The following is a 23,725-nucleotide window of genomic DNA, read 5'->3' on the forward strand; positions in this document are numbered from 1 at the left end:
GCCTGCGTGTTTCCTGAGAGGTTCCTGAGGGCCGGCCGTGATCAGGCGGCGGCCGCCGCGCCGAGGGCGTCGCGCATGAGCGCCGGCGCCGGGACCTTCGTGAGCGCCCGCGCGTCGACGCACACGTGGCGGATCGTCCCCTCGAGGATCCGCGTGCCCGACCGGTCGATCGCGATCTGCGAGGTGACCGACGACGCCGACGTGAGCGCCGGGGTCAGCGTCACCTCGAGCTCGTCGTCGAAGCGCGCGGAAGCACGGAACCGCAGCTGCAGGTCGGCGACGACGACGTCGACGCCCGTCGCCTCGACGAACCGCTGGTAGGAGCCGAACAGCGCCCGCCACAGCTCGGTGATCGTGACGTCGACGTACACGACGTAGTTCGCGTTGAAGACGACGCCCTGCGGGTCGCACTCGTTGTAGCGGACGCGGAGCGGGTGGGTGAACGGCACGGCGGCGGGCATCGCCGCGGGACGCTACCGGGGCCGGCGAGGAGGGCCGACCCGCCCTCAGCGGCCGGCGCCCGCGTTCCGGAACGCGGAGAGGAACTGCCAGGTCGCGACCGTCGCGCTGAACGGCCGCTGCGAGTCCTCGCCGGCCCAGTCGTGCCCGAGGTGCGCGACGCGGTCGTTCTCGACGATCGTGCCCGTGCTGCAGGCCCAGCGCGCCTGGGTGACGGCCGGCGTCAGGGCCTTCGTCACGGGGGTGCCGCCGCAGCCGTCGCGTGCGCGCCACCCGTCGACATACGTCTGCACGGCGCCGGCGTGGGCCGGGCCCTTGCCGTTGTACGGGACGATCGGGTCCGAGGCCCCGTGGATCTCGAGGATCGAGAGCGGGCGGGCAGGCGTGCAGTCCGGAAGCGTCGAGTAGCCGCCCGACACCGGCGCCGCGGCGGCGAGCAGGTCGGCCGCCGAGCAGGCCATCCGCGCCGTCATGCCGCCGCCGTTCGACATCCCGGTGATGACCACGCGCGTCGGGTCGGCGCAGACGCCGGGGCCGGCCAGCACCCCGATGACCTTGCGCAGGTAATCGACGTCGGGGTCGTCGGGCGTGGACGCGAAGTCCCACGCCGGCCGCGCGCCGCGGGCCGTCGGGTACGCGACGAGGAAGTGGCGCCGGTTGGCGAGCGCCGAGTAGCCGGTGAGCCGCGCGATCGCCCGGCCCGGCTGGTTCACGCCCCCGAGGACGACGACGACCGCTGGACGCACCCCGGGCGGCAGGCCCTTCGGGACGTGGAGGTCCACCGGGGGCCACGCGGGGTCCACGCGGAGCCTCGGCGTGCCGGCGGCGGGCACGGTGCACCCCGCGGCCGCCGCGGCGGGGGCGGGGGTCCCGGACGCGGCGACGAGCGCCGCGCCCGCGAGCGCGAGGAGGCCGGCGACGAGGCCGGCCGGGCGACGGGCGGCGGCACCTGACACGCGGGCCAGGGTAGTGCCGCCGCCGGTCGCGGTGCGTCAGTCGTCGCCGCCCCCGTCCGAGCCGGAGCCCTGGGAGGCGTCGCCGGACGGACGGGCGACGCCGGGCGCGGCCCCGGTCCGGGACCCCGAGCCGTCCTCGCCGTTGTCGCCGTTGTCGCCCTGGTCGTCGCCCTGGTCGTCGGCCTGCTGCGCGTTCCCGTCCTGCGAGTCGCCGACCGCCGTGTAGGTGCCGTCCCCGTTCGGGGTGACGACGAGCTCGAGCTCGTCACCCACGTGGTACTGCGTGATGTCGAACGTCGCCGGGAGGTCGACGGTGATCGCCGCCCCGGTGATCTCGCCGTCGTCGTCGGCGCTGAGGCTCAGCGTGCGCGCCACCGGGTCGACCGCGAGGACCTGACCCTCGAGATCCGTCGTGCCGGTGTCCTGCCCGTCCTCCTGGACCTTCTGCGCCTGGAGGTCACCCTGGTCGTCGATCGTCGTCGTCGCGGTGACGGTCGTGCCGACCGGCGGCACCGGGTCCGACGCAGCCGACGCGCGGTGGCGGGCCGCGGTGACGACGAGCGACACGCCGCGGGCGGAGACGACGAACTGCCGGTGGGCCCGGTCGGCGAAGGTCACCACGCCATGGACGCGGGCGCGGGTGAGCCGGGAGCCGAGGCGCACGCTGCTCGCGCCGAACGTCCCGTTGGCGAGCGTGCGCCCGTGGACGGTAACCCCGCGGCCGGCCTTCAGGTGGCGGGTGGTGTGGACGGCAGTGAGCCGGCCGGCCGGGCCGGCGACGACGAACGAGTGGGCGTGCCGGCTCGTGTGGACGACGATGCCCTTGACGGTCGCCGCGGACGCGGTGCCGGCGAGGGCGGAGGTCGCGACGAGGGCGGTCGCGGCGGTGATGAGGGTTTTGCGCATGGGGCTTTCCGGTCGGTTCGGGCGGCAGGTGGGACGCCGCTTCAGCCAGGAGACACCATGGGCGCGCGAAGATCACGGCGGCTCGACCGATGTTCCCGAAACGAAGGAGATCCTCATCGATCGCGCGATGAGTCGCCGCTCACCCTGCGCACCGCCGGCCGCCGAGCACGTTCTCATACGAACGGTTGTGTCTCGGGAGAATCGCCGAAAAGCGGCACCGCCCCTCGATTTGTTCAGTCGGTGCCGTGCGCGTAGGCCTTGTCGGCGCGTTTATCTCCGGATAAGGATTGGAAGGTCTGGTCACCGGACCAACGACACTCCGCCGCCGTCCGGCCAGCTCCGCACCCCGATCGCCGACCTCCGAAGGAGCCTCTCGACTTGTCCGCACGTCCGCACGTCCTCACCGCCGCTGCCGTCGCAGCGGCCGGCCTGACCCTGGGGCTCACCGCCTGCGGGTCCGGTTCGTCGTCCTCGACCTCGACCGCCGCGGGCACCACCGCCGGCACCACGTCCTCCGGAACCCCCGCCGCGACCGGCAAGCCCGGTGGCAGCGTCACCGCCCTGTTCGGCACCGCCCCCGACTACCTCGATCCGGGCGAGGCCTATACGACCCAGGGCGCCGAGCCGCACTGGATCACGTACACGGGCCTCTACACCTATGCGCACGCCGACGGCACCGCCGGCACGCAGGTCATCCCCGGCCTCGCCGACGCGCTGCCGAAGATCTCGAGCGACGGCAAGACGTACACGATGACCCTCCGCAAGGGGCTCGTGTTCTCCGACGGCACGCCGGTCAAGGCGAAGGACTTCACGTCGACGATCGAGCGGAGCATCCGCCTGAACTGGGGCGGCAAGTCGTTCTTCACCGGCAACATCAAGGGCGCCGACGCCTTCGACAAGAAGCAGAGCAAGACGATCTCCGGCATCAAGGCGGACGACGCCACCGGCAGGATCACGATCACGCTCAAGCAGCCGTACGGAGCGTTCCTCAACGTCCTCGCCTTTCCCGCCGCCGGACTCGTCCCGAGCGGTACCGCCGTGAAGAACCTCTCGAACGACCCGCCGCCCGGCGTCGGGCCATACATGATCAAGGACGTCGTCCCGAACCGGTCGTTCACCGCGGTCCCGAATCCGCAGTGGGCGAAGATGAACATCCCGGGCATCCCGGCGGCGAAGGTCACGGTCAACGTCAAGATCGTCTCCAACACGCAGCTCGAGGCCGAGCAGGTGCTCAACAACTCCGCGGACGTGTTCGACAACTTCGACACGCTGCCCCCGTCCCTCCTCGCCCAGGCGAAGAACCAGGCGTCCGACCGCTTCAGCCAGGTGCCCGCGGTCTCGACGTACTACTTCTTCATGAACACGCAGACCAAGCCGTTCAACAACCAGATGGCGCGGCAGGCCGTTGACATGGCGATCGACCGGCGCGCGATCTCGCGGCTCTCCTCGGGCACGCTGCAGCCCGGCTGCTTCTTCCTTCCGCCGGGCATGCAGGGCCACCCGGACGGCCCCTGCCCGTCGGCCGGCGACCCGAACGCCAAGCCCGACCTCGCGAAGGCCCGCGCGCTCCTGAAGAAGTCCGGCGAGTTCGGCGCGAAGGTCACGGTGTGGGGGCAGAACCGCTCCCCGCGCAAGGAGTACATCGACTACTACACGAGCGTCCTGAACCAGCTCGGCTTCAAGGCGACGACGAAGCTCATCGCCGACGCCGCGTACTTCCCGACGATCGGCAACCTGAAGTCCGACCCCCAGACCGGCTTCGCCGACTGGAACCAGGACTTCCCGAACCCGTCCGACTTCTACCTGCTGCTCGACAAGAACTCGATCCAGCAGACGAACAACCAGAACTTCAGTCAGGTGAAGGACCCGCACATCCAGAGCGAGCTCGCCTACCTGAACAAGGTGCCGGCCGCGGATCTCGCCAAGGCCGCCCCGCGCTGGGCCGCCCTCGACAAGTACGTCGAGCAGAAGGCGTACTTCGCGAACTACGGCTACCTCGTCATCCCGAAGTTCATGTCCACGAAGATCGACTACAAGTCGGCGATCGTCAGCCCCGTGTACGGCAACGACTGGACCAGCTGGTCGGTCGGGGGGTAGCAGGACCGTGTCGGCGAACCCCGCGGCCCGAGGCGCCGCCGGCACCGAGTTCACGGCCGGCATCCCGTCCGCCCTCCAGGCGGACGCGGATGCCGGGACCGCGGGCATCGGGCCCTACCGGCTCGCGTGGCTGCGGCTGAAGCGCAACCGCGTCGCGCTCGTCTTCGGCGCGATCTTCGTGCTCATGGTCGTGCTCTGCCTGCTCGCGCCGGTGTACGCGCACCACATCGCGCACACCGGCCCGACCGAGAACCACATCACCGACCAGGTGAAGGTCGGCGGGAAGCTCACCGACGTCGTCTCGACCGACGGCATCCCGATCGGCCCGACGTGGCACGGCCGCTTCTTCCTCGGGGCGGACGCGAACGGCCGCGACGTCGCGGTGCGGCTGCTCTACGGCGGGCGCAACTCGCTCGAGGTCGCGGGCGTGGCGACGCTCATCACGATGATCCTCGCGACGCTCATGGGCGCCGCCGCCGGCTACTTCCGCGGCTTCACCGACGCCGTCCTCGCCCGGGTCCTCGACCTCATCTGGGCCTATCCGGCCGTCCTGCTCGGCGTCGCGCTGGGGGTGACGATCGCGGTCGGCGGGCTCAATCTCGGGCTCTTCCAGCTGCACGGCAACTCACTGATGGTCCCCGCGGTCATCATCGGGGTGGTCTACGTCCCGTACGTCGCCAAGCCGCTGCGCGGGCAGACGCTGAGCCTGCGCGAGAAGGAGTTCATCGACGCCGCCCGCGCGCAGGGCCTCTCGCACGCGCGCATCCTCGTCTCGGAGGTCCTGCCGAACCTCCTCTCGACGATCATCGTCTTCGTCCCGCTCATCGTCGCGAACGCGATCCTCCTGGAGGCCGCGCTCTCCTACCTCGGCGCCGGCGTCCAGGACCCGAACCCGTCGTGGGGAACGATGATCAGCGACGGCATCCGCCTCATCCCGAGCGCGATCCACCTGACGTTCGTGCCCGGCGGGATGCTCGTCCTGACGATCCTCGGCATCAACGTCTTCGGTGACGGTGTGCGCGACGCGCTCGACCCGCGGGCCACCGTCCACCTGGAGCACTGAGATGGGACGCTTCGTCGTCAACCGCCTCGCGTCCGTGGTCGCTGTCCTCTTCGCGATCTCGGTCCTGACCTTCCTCATCTTCCAGGCGATCCCGAACGGGGATCCGGCGCTGCGGCTCGCCGGCCGCCTTGCCACCCCGCAGCAGGTGCAGGACGTGCGCGAGCAGTGGGGCTTCGACAAGCCGATCTACGAGCAGTACGGCAAGACGATGAAGCTCATCCTCACCGGCAAGGTGACGTCGTACACGCAGCAGCTGAACGTCCTCGACGAGGTGAGGGCGGACGCGCCCGCGACGATCTCACTCGTCACCGGGGCCGCCGTCATCTGGCTCGGCTTCGGCATCGTCTTCGGGCTGCTGTCGGCGATCTCGGCGGGGCGGTGGCTCGATCGCTTCCTCACCGTGCTCGCGCTCGTCGGCGTCTCCACCCCCGTCTTCCTGCTCGGGGCGGTGATGCTCTACTACCTCGGCTACAAGTGGCACCTCTTCCCGCTCGGTGGGTACGTGAAGCTGACCGACGACCCGTGGGGGTGGTTCACCCACCTGATCATGCCCTGGACCGCGCTGTCGGTCCTCTTCATCGGGGTCTACTCGCGCGTGCTCCGCTCGACCGTGCTCGACACCCTCGGGGAGGACTACGTGCGCGCCGCGCGAGCGAAGGGCCTCACCGAGCGGCGCGTGCTCGTCAAGCACGTCCTGCGCAACTCGATGATCCCGATCATCTCGCTCTTCGGGCTCGACTTCGCCGCCGCGATCGGCGGCGGCGCGATCCTCACCGAGTCCGTCTTCAACCTCCACGGCATCGGCCAGTACGCGGCCGAGTCGATCTCCCGCCTCGACGTCCCGCCGATCCTCGTCATCACGATGCTCGGGGCCTTCGCCGTCGTCATCCTCAGCGCGGTCGTCGACGTCGTGTACGCCCTGCTCGACCCGAGGATCCGCCTGTGACGCCCGATCCCGCACCCGCCGCCGCTCCGGCCGCGGCGGACGCGACCGACCCGCTGCTCGTCGTCGACGGCCTGTCGGTCTCCTTCGCGACCGAGGAGGGCATCGTCCAGGCCGTCGGCGACGTCTCGTTCACCGTGGGCCGCGGCGAGATCGTCGCGATCGTCGGCGAGTCCGGCTCGGGCAAGTCGGTGACCGCGATGACGCTCATGGGCCTCACGCGGTCCCCGAACGCGCGCTTCGGCGGGACCGCCCAGCTCGGGGGCCACGAGCTCGTCGGCGCGTCGGCGGACGAGCTGCGGCGGGTCCGCGGCGCCGAGATCGCGATGGTCTTCCAGGACCCGATGACGTCCCTCGACCCCGTCTACCGGATCGGCGACCAGATCGTGGAGCAGATCCTCGCCCACGAGAAGATCCCGAAGGCCGCGGCGCTCGACCGCGCCGTCGCGCTCATGGAGCGCGTCGGGATCCCGCACGCGCGAGAGCGGCTGCGTTCCTACCCGCACGAGTTCTCGGGCGGCATGCGCCAGCGGGTGATGATCGCGATGGCGCTCAGCTGTTCGCCCCAGCTCCTCATCGCCGACGAGCCCACGACGGCGCTCGACGTCACCGTCCAGGCCCAGATCCTCGAGCAGCTGCGCACCCTCCGCGACGAGACCGGCGCCGGCGTCATCCTCGTCACGCACGACCTCGGCGTCGTCGCCGACATCGCCGACCGCATCCTCGTCATGTACGGCGGGCGCATCGTCGAGCAGGGCACGCTCGACGAGCTCTTCTACGACCCGCAGCACCCGTACACGTGGGGCCTGCTCGGGTCGATCCCCCGGCTCGACGGGCCGCTCGGCGTCCGGCTGCCCGCGATCCCCGGGACCCCGCCGTCGCTTCTGAACACGCCGGCGGGCTGCCACTTCCGCCCGCGCTGCCCGGAGGCGTTCGACCGGTGCGGCGAGATGCCACCGCTCGTCGCGCGGAGCCCCGGGTCGCCCGGGCACTGCGATCGCTGCTGGCTCGAGCCCGCGACCAAGCGGGCGCAGCGCGAGACCGACGGCCGCATCGGCCTGCGGACCGAGGGGACGGTGATCGCATGACAACGGACGGCGCCGCCCAGGGCGCTCCGGTCCCGGACCACCCCGCGACCGCGCCGGCCGCCGGCGAGCCCGTGCTCGAGGTCCGCGACCTCGAGGTCCACTTCCCGCTCCGCTCCGGGGCGCTCTTCGGCCGCAGCCGCGGCGTCGTGCACGCCGTCGACGGCGTCTCGTTCACGCTCGCCGACCGCGAGACGCTCGGCATCGTGGGGGAGTCGGGTTGCGGCAAGAGCACGCTCATCCGCACGCTCGCGCGCCTGACCGACGCGACCGGCGGCGAGATCCGCTTCCGCGGCGAGGACATCACCCACGCCGGCCGCCGCCGACTCGGCCCGGTCCGCCGCGAGCTGCAGATGGTCTTCCAGGACCCGCAGGCCTCACTGAACCCGCGAAAGCGCGTCGGCCAGATCCTCGCCACGCCGCTGCGCCTGCGGGGCGTCGGGCGGGACGCGGTGGCGGGGGAGACCCGAGAGCTGCTCGCCCGCGTCGGGATGAACCCCGAGCACGTCAACCGCTTCCCGCACGAGTTCTCGGGCGGCCAGCGGCAGCGGATCGGCATCGCCCGTGCGCTTGCGCTCCAGCCGCAGGTCCTCATGCTCGACGAGCCGGTCTCGGCGCTCGACGTCTCGATCCAGGCGCAGGTCATCAACCTCCTCGACGACCTGCAGCAGGAGTTCGGGCTCGCTTACGTCTTCGTCGCGCACGACCTCTCGGTCGTCCGCCACGTCTCCGACCGCATCGCGGTGATGTACCTCGGCAAGCTCATGGAGGTCTCGCCTGCGAGCGAGCTGTACTCGCGGCCGATCCACCCGTACACCGACGCGCTGCTGTCGGCGATCCCGATCCCGGATCCGCGGCGTAACCGGGCTCGGACACGGACGGTGGCGACCGGCGAGCCGCCGAACCCGATCGATCCGCCGAAGGGCTGCCGCTTCCACACCCGCTGCCCGCTGGCGACCGACGAGTGCGCGACGACGGCGCCCCCGCTGCGTGACTTCGGGGGCGGCCACCTTGCGGCGTGCCACCACCCGATGAACCTCAGCGCCGCAGCCGCAGCGCCTTCGTCACCGTCAGCGGCGTCCCGCTGACGGGCGTCGCCGCGACGCGGAGGGTCACGGCGAGCGACCGCTTCTTCGCCAGCCGCCGCAGCCCGGTGGCGCTGAGCCGCACGGTGACGGTGCGCGTCCCGGCCGGCGTGGCGGCGAGCCGCGTGACGCCGAGGATCGCCCCGGTCCTGGTCTTGAGCGTGAGCTTCGCCGACCGCAGGGGGGTGCCGAGGCCGAGGCGCGCCTTCACCCCGCGGCCGTGCGCGAGGAGGGTCGTCCGGAGGAGCTTGACGACGGGCGCGACGGCGGCGGGCGGCTTCAGGCGGATCGAGTAGCTCGTCCCGGCGACGCCGGAGTCCATCGCGACGTAGAAGCGGCCGGGGCCGCCGAAGGTCCAGTCGATGACGTCGGTGTGCGCGTCGACGGTGACGGCGCCCGTGCCCGCGCCGCTGCCCTCGCCGCCGACCTGCTGACCGCCGGCATCGATGAGCGTCGCGTACACGGGGCACCCGTTCGCGTCGGGCGACGGGCACGACGGCGTGAGGTTCGCGACGTCGAAGTGGACGGGGTCGCCGGCCTTCGCGACGTCGAAGGCGAGGTAGTCGGTGTCCGCGTCGCTGCGGAAGGCGCCGCTGTAGAGGGTGCCGGGGACGAGCGGCCCGAAGGCCGTCGCGATCGAGTCGTCCGCGCCCATCATGTCGGCGGAGGCGGAGGCGGAGGCCGGGAGGGCGGAGGCGGCGATCGCGGCGACGGCGACGGCCGCGGGCAGCAGACGGGAGGGGTGGCGCATACCCCGTCAACGCCGCGAGCGGGCGCAGGTTGGCCGGATCGACCCGGTACGGTCGCGTCCATGAGCGTCTCCCGCACCGGTCGTGACCACGACGTCGTCGTCTTCGGCGCCAGCGGCTTCGTCGGCCGCCTCACCGCCGAGTATCTCGCCGCCCACGCCCCCGAGGGCGCGCGGATCGCGCTCGGCGGCCGCTCGCGGGCGAAGCTCGAGGCGGTGCGGTCGGGCCTCGGCCCGCGGGCGGCCGACTGGCCGATCGTCGTGGCCGACAGCGCCGACCCGGCCGCGCTGCTCGCGCTCGCGCAGAGCACCCGCGCCGTCGCGACGACCGTCGGGCCGTACCTCCGCTACGGGCTGCCGCTCGTCGCCGCCTGCGCGGAGGCGGGGACCCACTACGCCGACCTCACCGGCGAGGTTCTCTTCATGCGCCGCGCGATCGACGACCACGACGAGCGCGCGCAGGCGACCGGCGCCCGCATCGTCCACACCTGCGGCTTCGACTCGATCCCGTCCGACCTCGGCGTCTTCCTCCTGGCCGAGGCCGCCCGCGAGCGCGGGCTCGGCACGCTCACCGACACGACGTACGTCGTGAAGAAGGTGCGCGGCGGCGTGAGCGGCGGCACCGTCGACTCGCTCCGCGGCCAGCTCGACGAGGCGCGCCGCGACCGCACGAGCCGCGCGATCCTCCTCGATCCGTACGCGCTCAGCCCGGACCGCGAGGCCGAGCCGGATCTCGGCCCGCAGCGCGACCCGATGGGCGTCGAGCACGACCCGGCGCTCGGCGGCTTCCTCGCCCCGTTCGTCATGGGCACGATCAACACGCGCGTCGTCCGCCGGAGCAACGCGCTGCAGGGTCACGCCTACGGCCGGGGACTGCGCTACCGCGAGTTCATGGCGACCGGCGGCCTGCCGCTCGGCCCGGTCATCGCGGGCGGCATCGCGGCCGGTGTCGGCGCGCTGATGGCCGGCCTGTCCTTCGGCCCGACCCGCAAGGTCATCGACCACGTGCTCCCCGACCCCGGCGAGGGCCCGTCCGAGCGTGACCGCGAGCGCGGCTTCTTCGCGATCGAGGTCCACGCGCAGACGACGGGCGGCACCCGCCTCGTCTGCGACGCCGAGGCGAAGGGCGACCCGGGCTACAAGGCGACCGCCGTCATGCTCGGGGAGGCCGCGCTCGCCCTCGCGCTCGACGAGGACCGGCTGCCGCCCGCCGCCGGCGTCCTCACGCCGTCGACCGCGATGGGCCACGTGCTCGTCGACCGGCTGCAGGCGGCCGGCCAGACGTACGCCGTGCGTTAGGCCGGCGTCAGGCCGGGGTGCCGAGGTACTCGGCGATGAGCGGGTTGATGCGCTCCGGGGCCTCGAGCTGCATGAAGTGCCCGAGGCCGGGGACGACCTCGTGGCGGCTGCCCGCCGGGAGCGAGTCCGGGAAGTGCTCGATGATCTCCGCCTGCATGCAGCCGTCGTCGGCGCCGTGGAGGTAGAGGACGGGCGCGCCGACGGGCAGCGTGAACGTCGCCTTGAGCCCGCGCTGCAGGTTGTTGCGGTAGTAGCGCAGGGCGGCGCGGCGGCGGGCGGGGGAGTCGAGGGCCGCGAAGGCGCGGTCGACGTCCTCACGGCCGTCGAAGCCCGGTGACCAGTCGCGCCAGAGCTTCGGGATGACGCGGTCCAGCCCACCGACCGAGCCGGGCAGCTGGTTGTAGACGAAGTACCAGCTGAGCCGCAGCTGACGGGCCCCGATGCCGAGCGTCGCGCGGCGGGTCCACGGCTTGAGCATCGCCGGCGTCGGCGGGATGGAGAGCGCGACGTACTTCGCGAAGCGCCGCGGCTCCCGGGCGGTGACGCCGTACGTCGCGACGGCACCCCAGTCGTGGCCGACGAGTACCGAGCGCCCGTCGCCCCCGAGCGCGGTGTGGAGGGCGAGCAGGTCCTCCGCGAGGTCCGCGATGAAGTAGCGGTCGTCCGGGGCGAGGTCGGTCGGGCCGTAGCCGCGGGTGAACGGGGCGACGGCGCGCCAGCCGCGCTCGGCGAGGTGGGGCCCGAGGTGGCGCCAGGTCCAGGCCGTGTCGGGGTAGCCGTGGACCAGGAGCGCGAGGGGCGCGTCGGGGTCGCCCCAGGCCAGAGCCCCGAAGCTCAGGCCGTTGGCGTCGATGGTCAGCTGCTCGGGCTCGCTCATCGTCCGGCACCCTACCTTCGGACGTCCGTCCTCCGGCCGCCCCCGAGGGCGGCGCGTAGGTCACTGCCGGGCAGCGCGGGCAGCAGCAGCCGGGCGCCGTCACGGCCGCCGACCGTCACGGTGTCGACCGCGGGCAGCCCGGGCAAGGACGCCGCCGATGCGCCGAGGAGGTGCAGGCGGATGCGGTGGCCGGCGGCGAAGCGGTTGCCGATCGGCCACAGCTCCACGTGGTAGAGCCGGCCGTGGCCGATCGGCGCCGGGGTCCGGGCCCCGTACACGCCGTAGGGCTGCACCACGTGGCCACCCGTGACGAGCGAGGCGGCGCGGTCGATCCGCGGGTAGTCGCTGCTCAGGCGCCCGCTCGCGACCGCGTGCGGGACGCCGTCGGGGCCGACGTCCGAGACGACGGCCCAGATCGTCGTCTGCGGCGCGGTGGTCGCGAGCCGCACGTCGAGGGTCGCGGGCCCGGCCGCCACGACGTCCGAGCGCAGCGGCCGCGTCGTGTACGAGAGCCCGAGCGGCTCGGCGAGGGTCATGCTGCTCAGCACCGGCAGGGCGCCGGTGAGCGCGTTGAGGCCCGCGGCCCCGACGATCGCCGCGTTCGGCGGGTCGCTCGCGAGCGGCGAGGACGGGAGGGCCGGGTAGGACTGCCGCGCGCGGGCGGGGACGCCGAGGCCCAGCGTGCCGTCGTTCAGCGAGTGCGCGGTCCCGCTCCGCGCCGGGCCGAGCCGGAGCGTGGTCCAGCGCGTCCCGGGCACGGGCCAGTCCGTCGCGTCGTAGCGCGCGAAGCGCCCCTTGAGCAGGCTCTCGCGGTCGCCCTCGGAGAGCCACAGCTGCACGCGCGGATGCGACTCCACGCCGTTCTCGACGCCCGAGAGGTAGTGCTGCAGCCAGGCGCGGCTCTCGCCCACCGCGCCGTCGGTCCCGGTCGGCGCGCCGTCGTGGGCGCCGACCACGACGAGGTGCGCGCCGTCGCCGCGCAGCGCCTGGTAGGCCTGGAACGCGCCGCGGGACTCGACGTCGTAGAACCCGTCGATCATGAGGATCGACAGGTGGTTCGCGTCGCCGCGGAAGCCCCGCTCGCGCCACCACCCGTCCAGCTGCGGGTGGGCGAGGACGCTGAGGCCCGCCGTCAGCAGGCCGCCCGCCGTGTCCGGGACCGACGCGGGGTTGCGTCCGAGACGGTCGAGGCCCTGGGTCAGCGCGGGGGCGCCGATGAGGCCGAGCACCCCGGCGCCGGGCACGATGTTGCTCACGCCGCCGGGGGAGAGGAGGTCGCGGTAGAGCTCGTACGTCCCGGACTTCAGCACCGCCGCCTTCACGCAGGGCAGCGGCAGGTGCAGCGAGTTGTAGATCGTGATCGCACTGGCCGAGAAGCCGTTGAGGCCGAGCACGCCGGTGCTCCACGGCTGATCGCACGCCCAGCGCAGGACCTCGGCGACGTCCGCCTGCGTCCGCGGCCCGAGCGCGTCGAAGCGCCCGTCGCTGTCGCCCGTGCCGCGGATCTGCACGAGCAGCGTGTTGAAGCCCGGCCCCGGTTCGAGCGTCCCGCTGCCGCGCCCGTAGGGGCTGAACTCGACGATCGTCGGCCGGGGGCGGTCCCCGGTGAGCGTCGTCTGCAGCGTCACGCCGTCCGACGCGGTGAAGCGCAGGGCGGTCGTCGTCGCGGCCGGCGCGGGCGGCGCCCCGGTGAGGGCCAGCGTGACGGCGGCGGTCACCGCGAGAAGGACCCGGCCCGTGCGCGAGTGCATGCGCGCCAGCCTCTCACATCACGAACGTCGGCGTTCGTGGATCGCCCCGGTCAGGGTGTCGCCCGGCGAACGCGAGGGCTCAAGTTCTCGTCGGACTCGCCCTTGGGTGCTTATGCGCCGATAATCGGCCTTTCAGTCAGCACGAGTACGTCGAACATTGACCAATGGGGGCGCGCGTCCATACTGGGACGGGATGTCCCAGCGCCATCGTGATCGCCCCTCGTGCTCTCCGCCCGCCTCGCGCGGCGGCGCGCGCCGCCGCCGCCGCCGGGTTCGGCACGGGGGACGCCGCCACCGGGCGGCGGCGTCGCCCGGCCGCGGGACGCTCGGCACCCCCTCACCGCCGGTCCCCCGCCGCCCGTGCGACTGGACCGGCTGGCTCTTCTAGCGGCGCCGGCCCGCCACGTCCCGCGCGCCGATGGCGCACAATGGGCGGATGACGCAGTCCGCCGCCCCTGCCCACGTCGACGTCCTCATCGTCGGGGCCGGCCTCTCCGGTATCGGTGCGGCCCGGCACCTGCAGGCCGAGTCGCCCGGGCGGAGCTTCGCGATCCTCGAGGCGCGCGACGCCATCGGCGGCACGTGGGACCTCTTCCGCTACCCCGGCATCCGCTCGGACTCGGACATGTACACGCTGGGCTATCGCTTCAAGCCGTGGAAGGCGGCGAAGGCGATCGCGGACGGGCCCTCGATCCTCGCCTACGTCCGCGAGGCCGCCGAGGAGACGGGCGTCGACCGTCACATCCGCTTCGGCCATCGCGTCGTGCGCGCCTCCTGGTCGACCGCCGACGCCCGCTGGACGGTCGAGGCCGAGCGCACGGACACGGGCGAGCGCGTCGAGCTGACGAGCAGCTTCCTCTTCTCCTGCAGCGGCTACTACCGCTACGACGAGGGCTACACCCCGGAGTTCCCCGGGGCGGCCGACTTCGGCGGGACGCTCATCCACCCGCAGCACTGGCCCGAGGGCTTCGACCACACCGGCAAGCGCGTCGTCGTCATCGGCAGCGGCGCCACCGCCGTGACGCTCGTCCCGGCGATGGCCCCGGACGCCGCCCACGTCACGATGCTCCAGCGGTCCCCGAGCTACGTCGTGACGCTGCCGGCCGTCGATCCGATCGCGATGGGGCTCCGCAGGGTCCTGCCCGAGAAGGCCGCCTACGCGGTCACCCGCTGGAAGAACGTCCTGCTCACGATGGGTCAGTACCAGCTGAGCCAGCGCCGGCCGGCGATCGTGAAGGCCGCGATCCGACGGATGGTCACCCGGCAGCTGCCCGAGGGCTACGACGTCGACACCCACTTCCGGCCCTCGTACGACCCGTGGGACCAGCGCCTGTGCCTCGTCCCCGACGGTGACCTCTTCCGCGCGCTCCGCTCCGGCCGCGCCGAGGTCGTCACCGACCGCATCGAGACCTTCACGCCGACGGGCATCCGGCTCGTCTCCGGGCGGGAGCTCGAGGCCGACGTCATCGTCACCGCCACGGGCCTCGACCTCGTCGCGTTCGGCGGCGCGGAGCTCGTCGTCGACGGGGAGGAGGTGTCGCTTCCCGACACGGTGACCTATCGCGGGCTCATGCTCTCCGACGTGCCGAACTTCGCGTTCGTGCTCGGGTACACCAACGCGTCGTGGACGCTCAAGGCCGACCTCGCCTCGGCGTTCGTCTGCCGCCTGCTGAACCACATGGCCGCGGGGGGCCACGCGGTCTGCGTCCCGCGCTATCGCGAGGCGGCGCCGGCGACCGAGCCGTTCCTGAACTTCGCCTCGGGCTACGTGCAGCGTGCGCTCGACCGCTTCCCGAAGCAGGGCGAGGTCGCGCCGTGGAAGCTCTACCAGAACTACCTGCGGGACCTGCGCGTGCTGCGCCGCGGCGAGCTCGAGGACGGGACGCTCGAGTTCGGGCCCTCCGGGCGCGCCACGGCGCCCCGTGAGCGGGCCGCCGCCTGACGCGGCGGCCGGGGCGCGCCGACGGTCCCTCGGACGCGACCGGCGCCTCGGGAGGACCCGGGCGCCGGCGGTGGAAGCTGGGCGGCCGCGCGCGGGGCGCGGCCGGGGTGCTCAGGCGGCGAGCGCCGTCTCGACCTCGCCGTACGACGGCATGTCGAGCTGGTCGATCGCGGCCCACGCGGCGGACGCGCTCTTGTACGTGCCGACCGGCTTGAGGCCATCGAGGTCGAGCGCGTGGATCGTGTAGATCCCGCGGTCGCGGGTGATGCTCAGGGTGGGGCTGGCGGTGATGGTGTCCATGGTGTGCCTTTCTCGGAAGGACGGAGCCTCTCGCTCGACATCCATGGTGCGGCACGAACGCACGTACGTGTGTGACAGGGGTCACCGAGGCGAACGTCTGTTCAGGTCGCGGCGGGCCGGAACGGGGTGTGCGGCCGGGAGGACGACCGCCGGTTAGGATCGGTCGCTACATCGATGCCACGGGAGGCAGCATGAGGACGTTCATCCGCACGGGCCTGGCGATCGCCGCCATCGCCGGCACCGGCGCCACCATCACCGCAGAGGCCGCCGCGCAGGCCGTCGACCCTGCCGTCTGCACCGCCGCGACGAAGCAGGTCACGAAGGACCAGGCCGCGATCAAGGCGGACAGGACCGCGGTGAAGCACGCGACCACCGCCGTCAAACGGGCGAAGACCGCCGTCAGGAAGGCGAAGGCCACCGCGAAGCGCTCGCCGACGGCCGCGCACAAGCGCAGGCTCACCGCGGCGAACCGGAGGCTCACCGCGGCCCGCCGGTCGCTCAAGGCGGCGAACGCGAAGCTCGCGAAGGCCGAGGACAGGCTCGCGACGGACAAGCCCGCCGCGCAGCAGGCCTGCACGCCCGGGTACTGAGCGCCCCGTCGATGACCCCGAGCCGTCCCCTCCGGCGCCCCCGGGCGCTGCGCACGTTCCTGTCCGCCGCGCTCCTCACGGCCGCCGCCGCGACCGCGGTCCCCGCGGCCGCGCCCGCGGCCGTGAACCAGGAGTCGATGCTCCAGGACGACAACACGCTGATCTTCAACACGCCGCAGGGCACGGCGAAGGCGCTCGACCGGCTCGTCACCCTCGGGGTCGACCGCGTGCGGGTCTCCGTCTTCTGGGCGACGGTGGCGCCGAAGTCCGACTCGCAGACGCGCCCGGTGTTCGACGCCGCGAACCCATCCGCGTACCCCGCGCACGCGTGGGACCGCTACGACCAGCTCGTCCGCCTCGCGACCGCGCGCGGCATCGCGGTGAACTTCGACATCACCTCGCCCGCGCCGCTGTGGGCGACCGGCGACTCGCCCCGCGCGGACATCGCGAACACCTTCCAGCCCGACCCGGCCGAGTTCGAGCAGTTCGTCCGGGCCGTCGGCAACCGCTACAGCGGCACGTTCGGGGCGCCCGGTGGCAGCTACCCGCAGCCGCCCCGCCCGGCGCTCTGCGAGCTGTCGAGCACCTGCCCGCCGAAGGAGCCCCAGCCGCCGGTCCTCGCCGACGGCCCGGTGCCGCGCGTGAGCTACTTCTCGATCTGGAACGAGCCGAACCAGCCCGGCTGGCTCACCCCGCAGTGGATCGTCCGCCCCGACGGCGCGCCCGGCTACATCGAGGCGGCACCGCACCTGTACCGCGGCCTCGTCGACGCCGCCTGGCGCGGCCTGCAGGCGACGAACCACGGCTCCGACACCTTCCTCATCGGCGAGACCGCGCCGAAGGGCCTGAACCTCCAGGACACGACGCGGGCGATCAAGCCGATGCGCTTCATCCGGCAGCTCTACTGCCTCGACGACCAGATGCACCCGCTGCGGGGGGCCGAGGCCGCGATGCGCGACTGCCCCACCGACGACGCCGGCACCGCCGCCTTCGCGGACGCACACCCCGGCCTCTTCGCCGCGACCGGGTACGCGCACCACCCGTACGAGCTCACCGCGCCGCCGACCAGGCGCCCGACCGACCCGGACTACGTGACGATCGCGAACCTCCCGCGGCTGACCCTCGCCCTGCGGGACATCTTCACGATCTACGGCCGCGCGAACGGGCTCCCCCTGTACCTCACGGAGTTCGGCTACAACACGGACCCGCCGAACCCGCTCGGCGTGTCCCCGGGCCGGCAGGCGTCGTACCTCAACCAGGCGCAGTACATCGCGTCGACGAACCCGAGCGTCCGAACGCTCACGCAGTTCCTGCTCATCGACGACGCCCCGCGCCCCGGGCGCAACGGCGTGACCGCCGGCTACGGCGCGACGTTCCAGACCGGGCTGCAGTACCTCAGCGGCCGCCGGAAGCCGTCCTTCGCCGCCTACGAGCTGGCGCTGAACCTCCCGGTGCGGACGGTCGCGCGCGGCCGCCGCGTGCTCGTCTGGGGCCTCGTGCGGCCCGCGTCGCTCATCGGGCGCCCGCAGCTCGCGCAGATCCAGTTCAAGCGACGGGGCGGCGGGTTCCGCACCGTGAAGCGGGTCCGGACGCTCTACGGCCGCGGGGTCGTGCAGACCCGCATCACGCTCGCCCACAGCGGCTTCGTGCGACTCACGTGGAAGGACCCACGCACGAGGAAGACGGTGCGCAGCCGGGTCGTCTCGGTCGCCGTCCGGCGGTGAGCACGCCCGGCCACCGCGCCGCGCAGGTCACGACGACGTTCCGCTCGGAGGACGCGAGCGTCAAGTCGCTCGAGCTCTTCTTCGATCTCGTCGTCGTCCTCGCGCTGACGCAGTGCACGGCGCTCATGGCGAAGGAGCCGACGTGGCAGGGCCTGGCGAAGGGGCTGCTCATCCTCGGGGTCGTCTGGTGGGCTTGGGTCGGGTACGCCTGGCTCACGAGCGTCATCGACCCGGAGGAGGGCCTCGTCCGGATCGCGATGTTCACCGCGATGGCGGCGCTGCTGCTCGTCGCGCTCTGCATCCCGCGCGCGTTCGACGAGGACGGCCTGCTCTTCGCCGTCGGCTACGCGTTCGTCCGCGGGATGCACATCGTCCTCTTCGTCCTCGCGAGCCGGGAGGACCCGGCGCTGCGCCGGTCGGTCACCGGCCTGGCGGTCAGCACGGCGATCGGCGTCGGGCTCATCTTCGCGGCCTCCGCGACCGACGGCACGCTGCAGGACGCGCTGTGGGCGGCGGCGCTCGTGCTCGACGCCGGCGGCCCGTTCTTCTTCGGGACGGAGGGCTGGCAGCTCGTCCCCGGGCACTTCGCCGAGCGCCACTCGGGCATGATCATCATCGCCCTCGGCGAGTCGATCGTCGCGATCGGGGTCGGGGCGGACGGCCTCGAGATCGACGCCGGCGTGGTCCTCGCCTCCGTCCTCGGGATGGCGGTCGTCGCCTCGCTGTGGTGGCTGTACTTCGACATCGTCGCGCTCGTCGCCGAGCGCCGGCTCCACCACGCGGCGCCCGGCCGCGAGCGCAACGCGATCGCCCGCGACTCGTTCTCCTACCTGCACTTCCCGATGATCGCGGGCATCGTCCTCATCGCGCTCGGGCTGAAGAAGACGCTCAGCCACGTCGGCGACGACCTCGGGCTCGTGCCGGTCACCGCGCTGCTCGGTGGCGGTGCGGTCTACCTCCTCGCCCACGTCGCGTTCCGCCTGCGGAACGTCGGGCGCTTCAGCTCCCACCGGGTGGTCGCGGCGGCGGTGCTCGTCGCGTTCGTCCCGGCGGGCCACCGGATCCCGGCGGCGGCGACCGTCGGCTTCGTGGCCGCCGTCCTCATCGGGCTGATCGTCTACGAGGCCGTGCGCTTCTCGGAGCTGCGCTCCCGCCTGCGCCGCGACCTCGCCCGCCACTGACCTCGCTCGGCCGTGGCGGGCGGGGCCGGGCCCGCTCAGCTGCGGTGGGCGGGGCCGGTCTCGGGGGCGTCGGTGCGCTCGCCGCCGCGGGTGAAGCGCGGGCTCGCCTCCGGCAGCTCCTCGTCGGCGAGGCCGTGCTCGTGGCGGTCGGCGACGTCGGTGTGAGCGCGGGCGCGGGCCTCGGCGACGCGGGCCTCCTTCTCGGCGAGGTTCGCCTGCGCGGCCTCCCGCTCGGCCTCGGCGGCACGGTGCTCGGCGCGGGCGCGCTGCTGCTCGGCCTGGGTCAGGGCGGCGGCGGCCTGCGCGCGGTCCTCGTCGGCGGCCATGCGGTGACCACGGGCGAGCTCCTCACGCTGGTGCTTCAGCTCCGCCTCGTGGCGGCGGGCCTCCTGCTGGGCCCGCAGGCGGGGGAGGAGGACCATCACCCCCAGCGCGACGACGAGTACGACGGCGACGACGATGATGACAGCGACCATGTGCGACCTTCTCTCCGTGGGGGGCGTACGACTCCGTTCAGGTGTGATGGATGCCCGCAGACTTGGCACTCAAACGTCATCCATCCGTCCGCGCCGGCGCCCGGAGGCGCGGATAAGCTTCCTCTCATGAACGTCGCCATCCGTCACGACCCGTCCTTCGCCGTCGCGCGTCTCGAGCTGTCCGGGGGTGAGAGGGCCCGGGTCGAGGCCGGGGCGATGGCCGCCCACTCGGCGGGCATGAGCCTGGAGGCGAAGCTGCAGGGCGGGCTGATGAAGTCGCTCAAGCGCAGCGTGCTCGGTGGCGAGTCGCTGTTCGTCTCGACCTACACCGCGCCCGACGGCGGCGGCTGGGTCGACGTCGCGCCGCGCCTGCCGGGTGACGCCTTCACCGTCGAGGTCGACGGCGCCTACATCCTCACGCGCGGGTCGTTCCTCGCCTCCTCGGACGGGCTCGAGCTCGACACGAAGTGGGGCGGCTTCGGGAACCTCGCGGGCGGCGAGGGCGGGTTCCTCGTCCACGTCACCGGGACCGGCACGCTCGTCGGCTCCTGCTACGGCGCGCTGGACCGGCTCACGCTCGCCGCGGGCGAGGGCATCACCGTCGACTCCGGCCACCTCGTGTCCTACTCGGACACCGTCCAGATGCAGGCGCGCCGCGCGTCCGCCGGCGGGCTCATGCAGTCGGCGAAGTCGGGCGAGGGCATCGTCTACGACGTCATGGGCCCCGGCGAGGTCATCGTCCAGAGCCGCAACCCGCACGAGCTCGTCACCTGGCTCACGGGGCAGCTCCCCTTCAGCCGCACCTGAGCGCGCGCCGCCGATCACGCGGCCACCCGATGGCCCGAAATCTGGGGAGCGGCCCGCGGCCACGCGTCCACGGGGGCTTGAGCGGGTCGGCTGAGGGGCGCCCGCCACCGATGCTCCCGGCATGTCACGGACGACACTCCCCCGCCCATGGAGGGCGCTGCGGGCCGCTTTCGCGCTGCCGCTGCTCATCGCCACCACGCTTGGCGCCGCCGCCGCGGCGCCGGCCGCCACCGCGGCCGCCGCCCCGCGGCCCTACATCGTCGTGCTCGACCGGTCCACGAAGGCCGCGACGAACGCGACGAACGCGCGCCTGCAGCGCGAGGAGGACGTCACCGCCACGCACACGTTCACGGGGGTCGTGCAGGGCTTCTCGGCGAAGCTCGACGCCCACGACGTCGCCGACCTGCGCGACGACCCGCGGGTCGCCTTCGTCACCCCGGACAAGCCGGTGAAGGCGACCGGCCTCGTCCCGATCCTCACGGGGGACAACATCCCGACCGGTGTGCGCCGCACCGGCGCCGCCGTCGACCAGACGGTGTCGCAGGCGAGCCCGGTGAACGTCGCGGTCATCGACACCGGCATCAACCTCACCCACCCGGACCTCAACGCCGTCGCGGGCAAGAGCTGCGTCGCGGGGGACACGAACGACCAGAACGGCCACGGCACCCACGTCGCGGGCACGATCGCCGCGAAGAACAACGGCACCGGCGCGGTCGGCGTCGCCCCGGGCACGAAGCTGTGGTCCGTCCGGGTGCTGGACGCGAGCGGCTCGGGCCTCACCTCCGGCGTCATCTGCGGCATCGACTGGGTCACGTCGACGCGGACCGACGCCGACCCGAGCAACGACATCACCGTCGCGAACATGTCCCTCGGCGGCTACGGCGTCTCGACCGACAACTGCGGCCGGACGACCGGCGACGCGCTGCACATCGCGATCTGCAACGCGACCGCCGCGGGCGTCACCTTCGTCGTCGCCGCCGGCAACTCGGGCGCCGACGAGCAGAACTTCACCCCGGCGGCCTACCCGGAGGTCCTCACCGTCACCGCGGTCTCCGACAGCGACGGGCTCCCCGGCGGGCTCGGCGGGTCGCTGAGCTGCATCGCGAACGGCGACGACACCGCCGCGAGCTACTCGAACTACGCGACGCGCGCCGCCGACACCGCCCACACGATCGCGGCGCCGGGCTCGTGCATCCGCTCGACCTACCCCGGCGGCTACGCGACGATGTCCGGCACGAGCATGGCCTCGCCGCACGTCGCCGGCCTCGTCGCGCTCTGCGAGGGGCAGGGGACGACGCCGGGTCCGTGCGCCGGGAGGACGCCGGCGCAGGTCATCCAGATCCTCCGGCAGGCGGCCGCCGACCACCTGGCGGCCGCCCCGTCGAGCGGCTTCGCGGGCGACCCGGCCCGGCCGAGCGGCACGCGCTACTACGGCCCGCTCGCCTGGGCGACCTTCCCGGCCGGCGGGACGACGCCGGCGCCGGCGCCAGCGCCGGCGCCGGCGCCGGCGCCGGCCCCGGCCCCGCTCGTGGCCCCGGCGAACACGGTCAGGCCGGCGCTGAGCGGCAGCGGCACCGTGGGCGGCACGCTCCCGGCGACGACCGGCACGTGGACCGGCAGCGCCCCGATCGCGACCGCGACCCAGTGGCAGCGCTGCACGAGCACCGCCGCCACCTCGTGCACGGCGATCACCGGCGCGACCGCGGCGACGTACGCGCCGCAGGCGGCCGACGCCGGCAAGGCGCTGCGCGCCCTCGTCACCGCGACGAACGCGAAGGGCACGACGAGCGCGGCATCCGTCACGACCGCCCTCGTGCCCGCGCCGCTCGCCGCGCCGGCGAGCGTGACGGCGCCCGCGCTCACGGGCACGCTGCGAGTGGGCGGCGTCATGGCGACGAGCGCCGGCACCTGGAGCGGCAGCGGCCCGATCACGGTCACCGTCCAGTGGCTGCGCTGCGCGAGCACCGTCCTGACGGGCTGCACGGAGATCAGCGGCGCCCGCGGCGGGACCTACCCCGTCGGCACGGCGGACATCGGGCTCATGCTGCGCAGCCGCATCACCGCGGCGAACAGCCGGGGCAGCGCGGTCGCGACCTCGGCCCCGACGGCCATCGTGACGGCGCCGGTGACCGGCCCGCCGGTCCCGACGGCACCGCCCGTCATCAGCGGGACGCCCGGCGCGGGCCTCACGCTCACGGCATCCGCGGGCACGTGGTACGGCGCGCCGACGATCGGCACGACGATCTCCTGGGCCTCCTGCGCCCCTGGTTCGAACGTCTGCTACTACACGCCGCAGACCGGCACGACGTACACGCCGCAGAGCGCGCCGCCGGGGACGCGCTTCGTGGTCGTCGTCCGCGCGGCCAACGGCGCGGGCTTCGCCTACGCGCAGTCCGCGCCGACGGCGCCCGTCGCCGCCGCGGGGACCGGGACCTCCGCCACGGCCGGGGCCGGCGCCCCGGTGATCGTGAAGGGGACCGCGCCGCGCCGCTGACCTTCCCTGCCGTACCCGGATGGGCGCGCGCCCGTCGTCCTCGGGGTTGGGGACGGCGGGCGCAACGTCGTTCATGGCCCGCTTGTGTGTGTTATGCGTCACACACGACCCTTGACACGCAAACAACCACAGGAGTACAAACACAAAACAACATCAAGTCGGGCAGGAAACAACATGTACGCCGAAGAGCGCCAAACCCACATCGTCGAAGAGGCCCGCGCCAAAGGCCGGGTCGACGTCGCCACCCTCGCCGAGACGTTCAACGTCACGCAGGAGACCGTCCGCCGCGACCTCACCTCGCTCGTGCGCCACGGCGTCCTGCGCCGCGTGCACGGCGGGGCGATCCCGGTGGAGCGCCTCGGCTTCGAGCCCGGCCTCGCCGACCGCGACGCTGCGATGAACGACGAGAAGGAGCGCATCGCGGCCGCCGCGCTCGCCGAGCTGCCCGAGGGGGAGGGGGTCATCCTGCTGGACGCCGGCACGACGACCGCCCGCCTCGCCGAGATCCTCCCGGCCTCCGCGACCCTCACCGTCGTCACGAACGCCCTGCCGATCGCGATGACGCTCGCGTCGCGCCCCAACCTCACCGTCATGTCGGTCGGCGGGCGGGTCCGCGGCCGCACCGGCGCGATGGTCGACGCGTGGGCCGTGCGGACGCTCGAGGAGATGGTCGTCGACGTCGCCTTCATGGGCGCGAACGGCATCAGCGCCGAGCGCGGCCTCACCACCCCCGACACGGCCGAGGCGGCCGCGAAGCGCGCGATGATCCACGCCGCCCGCCGCGTCGTCGTCCTCGCCGACCACACGAAGGCGGGCGCCGACCACTTCGCCCGCTTCGGCGACCTCGCCGACGTCGACGTCCTCATCACCGACCGCGGCCTCCATCCCGACGACGCGTCCGCCCTCGAGGCCGCAGGGCCGCGCGTGGTGCTCGCATGATCC

General features: G+C 73.3%; 21 protein-coding genes. 13 read left to right on the plus strand and 8 right to left on the minus strand.

Annotated elements, in window-relative coordinates:
* Positions 1–41: 41 nt before the first annotated feature.
* From NBH00_RS09000 to NBH00_RS09010, 3 genes are read right to left on the minus strand one after another with little or no spacing between them, the layout of a single operon-like run.
* The gene (locus tag NBH00_RS09000; protein ID WP_254573001.1) at positions 42–461 is read right to left on the minus strand and encodes an acyl-CoA thioesterase; all 420 of its coding nucleotides are present in this window, start codon (positions 459–461) and stop codon (positions 42–44) included.
* Between the two features lie 45 nt (positions 462–506).
* On the minus strand, positions 507–1,415 hold the full coding sequence (locus NBH00_RS09005; RefSeq protein WP_254573002.1) for a CE1 family esterase: 909 nt from the start codon (positions 1,413–1,415) through the stop codon (positions 507–509).
* Between the two features lie 36 nt (positions 1,416–1,451).
* Positions 1,452–2,321, minus strand: a complete 870-nt coding sequence (locus tag NBH00_RS09010; RefSeq protein WP_254573003.1) for a hypothetical protein — start codon at positions 2,319–2,321, stop codon at positions 1,452–1,454.
* A gap of 378 nt (positions 2,322–2,699) precedes the next feature.
* Here NBH00_RS09010 and NBH00_RS09015 point away from each other — a divergent pair, with 378 nt between their 5' ends.
* From NBH00_RS09015 to NBH00_RS09035, 5 genes are read left to right on the plus strand one after another with little or no spacing between them, the layout of a single operon-like run.
* The gene (locus NBH00_RS09015; protein WP_254573004.1) at positions 2,700–4,418 is read left to right on the plus strand and encodes an ABC transporter substrate-binding protein; all 1,719 of its coding nucleotides are present in this window, start codon (positions 2,700–2,702) and stop codon (positions 4,416–4,418) included.
* Positions 4,419–4,425: 7 nt separating this feature from the next.
* Entirely contained in the window at positions 4,426–5,481 is a 1,056-nt protein-coding gene (locus NBH00_RS09020; protein WP_254573005.1) for an ABC transporter permease, read from the plus strand.
* A gap of 1 nt (position 5,482) precedes the next feature.
* Positions 5,483–6,427: an ABC transporter permease gene (locus NBH00_RS09025; RefSeq protein ID WP_254573006.1), complete on the plus strand. Its 945-nt coding sequence runs from the start codon at positions 5,483–5,485 to the stop codon at positions 6,425–6,427.
* Positions 6,424–7,512 (plus strand): ABC transporter ATP-binding protein, encoded by a 1,089-nt coding sequence (locus tag NBH00_RS09030; protein ID WP_254573007.1) that lies wholly within the window; start codon positions 6,424–6,426, stop codon positions 7,510–7,512. The genes NBH00_RS09025 and NBH00_RS09030 overlap by 4 nt, the downstream gene beginning before the upstream one ends.
* On the plus strand, positions 7,509–8,597 hold the full coding sequence (locus tag NBH00_RS09035; protein ID WP_254573008.1) for an ABC transporter ATP-binding protein: 1,089 nt from the start codon (positions 7,509–7,511) through the stop codon (positions 8,595–8,597). Before NBH00_RS09030 ends, NBH00_RS09035 begins: the two co-directional genes overlap by 4 nt.
* Here the strand turns inward: NBH00_RS09035 and NBH00_RS09040 are convergent.
* A complete protein-coding gene (locus tag NBH00_RS09040) occupies positions 8,548–9,345 on the minus strand; it encodes a hypothetical protein (protein ID WP_254573009.1) in 798 nt (265 codons plus the stop codon). The genes NBH00_RS09035 and NBH00_RS09040 overlap by 50 nt on opposite strands.
* A 60-nt stretch (positions 9,346–9,405) precedes the next feature.
* Here NBH00_RS09040 and NBH00_RS09045 point away from each other — a divergent pair, with 60 nt between their 5' ends.
* Complete coding sequence (locus NBH00_RS09045; protein ID WP_254573010.1) at positions 9,406–10,641, plus strand: saccharopine dehydrogenase family protein; 1,236 nt, start codon at positions 9,406–9,408, stop codon at positions 10,639–10,641.
* A 7-nt stretch (positions 10,642–10,648) separates the two neighbouring features.
* On the opposite strand, the gene NBH00_RS09050 is transcribed toward NBH00_RS09045, so the two are convergent.
* Positions 10,649–11,518 (minus strand): alpha/beta fold hydrolase, encoded by an 870-nt coding sequence (locus NBH00_RS09050; RefSeq protein ID WP_254573011.1) that lies wholly within the window; start codon positions 11,516–11,518, stop codon positions 10,649–10,651.
* Between the two features lie 11 nt (positions 11,519–11,529).
* Positions 11,530–13,269, minus strand: a complete 1,740-nt coding sequence (locus NBH00_RS09055; RefSeq protein ID WP_254573012.1) for a CocE/NonD family hydrolase — start codon at positions 13,267–13,269, stop codon at positions 11,530–11,532.
* A gap of 436 nt (positions 13,270–13,705) precedes the next feature.
* Between NBH00_RS09055 and NBH00_RS09060 the strand changes: the two genes are divergently transcribed.
* Complete coding sequence (locus NBH00_RS09060) at positions 13,706–15,211, plus strand: flavin-containing monooxygenase (RefSeq protein ID WP_254573013.1); 1,506 nt, start codon at positions 13,706–13,708, stop codon at positions 15,209–15,211.
* Between the two features lie 111 nt (positions 15,212–15,322).
* Here the strand turns inward: NBH00_RS09060 and NBH00_RS09065 are convergent, their stop codons facing one another.
* A complete protein-coding gene (locus NBH00_RS09065; protein ID WP_254573014.1) occupies positions 15,323–15,511 on the minus strand; it encodes a hypothetical protein in 189 nt (62 codons plus the stop codon).
* 191 nt (positions 15,512–15,702) lie between these two features.
* Here NBH00_RS09065 and NBH00_RS09070 point away from each other — a divergent pair, with 191 nt between their 5' ends.
* The 3 genes from NBH00_RS09070 to NBH00_RS09080 are packed head-to-tail and all read left to right on the plus strand — an operon-like array spanning position 15,703 to position 19,006.
* Positions 15,703–16,101, plus strand: a complete 399-nt coding sequence (locus NBH00_RS09070; RefSeq protein ID WP_254573015.1) for a hypothetical protein — start codon at positions 15,703–15,705, stop codon at positions 16,099–16,101.
* Positions 16,102–16,112: 11 nt separating this feature from the next.
* A complete protein-coding gene (locus tag NBH00_RS09075) occupies positions 16,113–17,825 on the plus strand; it encodes a hypothetical protein (protein ID WP_254573016.1) in 1,713 nt (570 codons plus the stop codon).
* Entirely contained in the window at positions 17,822–19,006 is a 1,185-nt protein-coding gene (locus NBH00_RS09080; protein ID WP_254573017.1) for a low temperature requirement protein A, read from the plus strand. The genes NBH00_RS09075 and NBH00_RS09080 overlap by 4 nt, the downstream gene beginning before the upstream one ends.
* Positions 19,007–19,041: 35 nt before the next feature.
* On the opposite strand, the gene NBH00_RS09085 is transcribed toward NBH00_RS09080, so the two are convergent.
* A complete protein-coding gene (locus NBH00_RS09085; protein WP_254573018.1) occupies positions 19,042–19,482 on the minus strand; it encodes a hypothetical protein in 441 nt (146 codons plus the stop codon).
* Between the two features lie 126 nt (positions 19,483–19,608).
* Here NBH00_RS09085 and NBH00_RS09090 point away from each other — a divergent pair, with 126 nt between their 5' ends.
* The 3 genes from NBH00_RS09090 to NBH00_RS09100 all read left to right on the plus strand — a co-directional run bounded on the left by NBH00_RS09090 (position 19,609) and on the right by NBH00_RS09100 (position 23,722).
* Positions 19,609–20,289: a TIGR00266 family protein gene (locus NBH00_RS09090; RefSeq protein ID WP_254573019.1), complete on the plus strand. Its 681-nt coding sequence runs from the start codon at positions 19,609–19,611 to the stop codon at positions 20,287–20,289.
* A gap of 121 nt (positions 20,290–20,410) precedes the next feature.
* Positions 20,411–22,783: a S8 family serine peptidase gene (locus NBH00_RS09095; RefSeq protein ID WP_254573020.1), complete on the plus strand. Its 2,373-nt coding sequence runs from the start codon at positions 20,411–20,413 to the stop codon at positions 22,781–22,783.
* A 174-nt stretch (positions 22,784–22,957) separates the two neighbouring features.
* A complete protein-coding gene (locus tag NBH00_RS09100) occupies positions 22,958–23,722 on the plus strand; it encodes a DeoR/GlpR family DNA-binding transcription regulator (RefSeq protein WP_254573021.1) in 765 nt (254 codons plus the stop codon).
* Positions 23,723–23,725 lie beyond the last annotated feature (3 nt).

This window comes from Paraconexibacter antarcticus (assembly GCF_024220175.1).
Classification (GTDB): domain Bacteria; phylum Actinomycetota; class Thermoleophilia; order Solirubrobacterales; family Solirubrobacteraceae; genus Paraconexibacter; species Paraconexibacter antarcticus.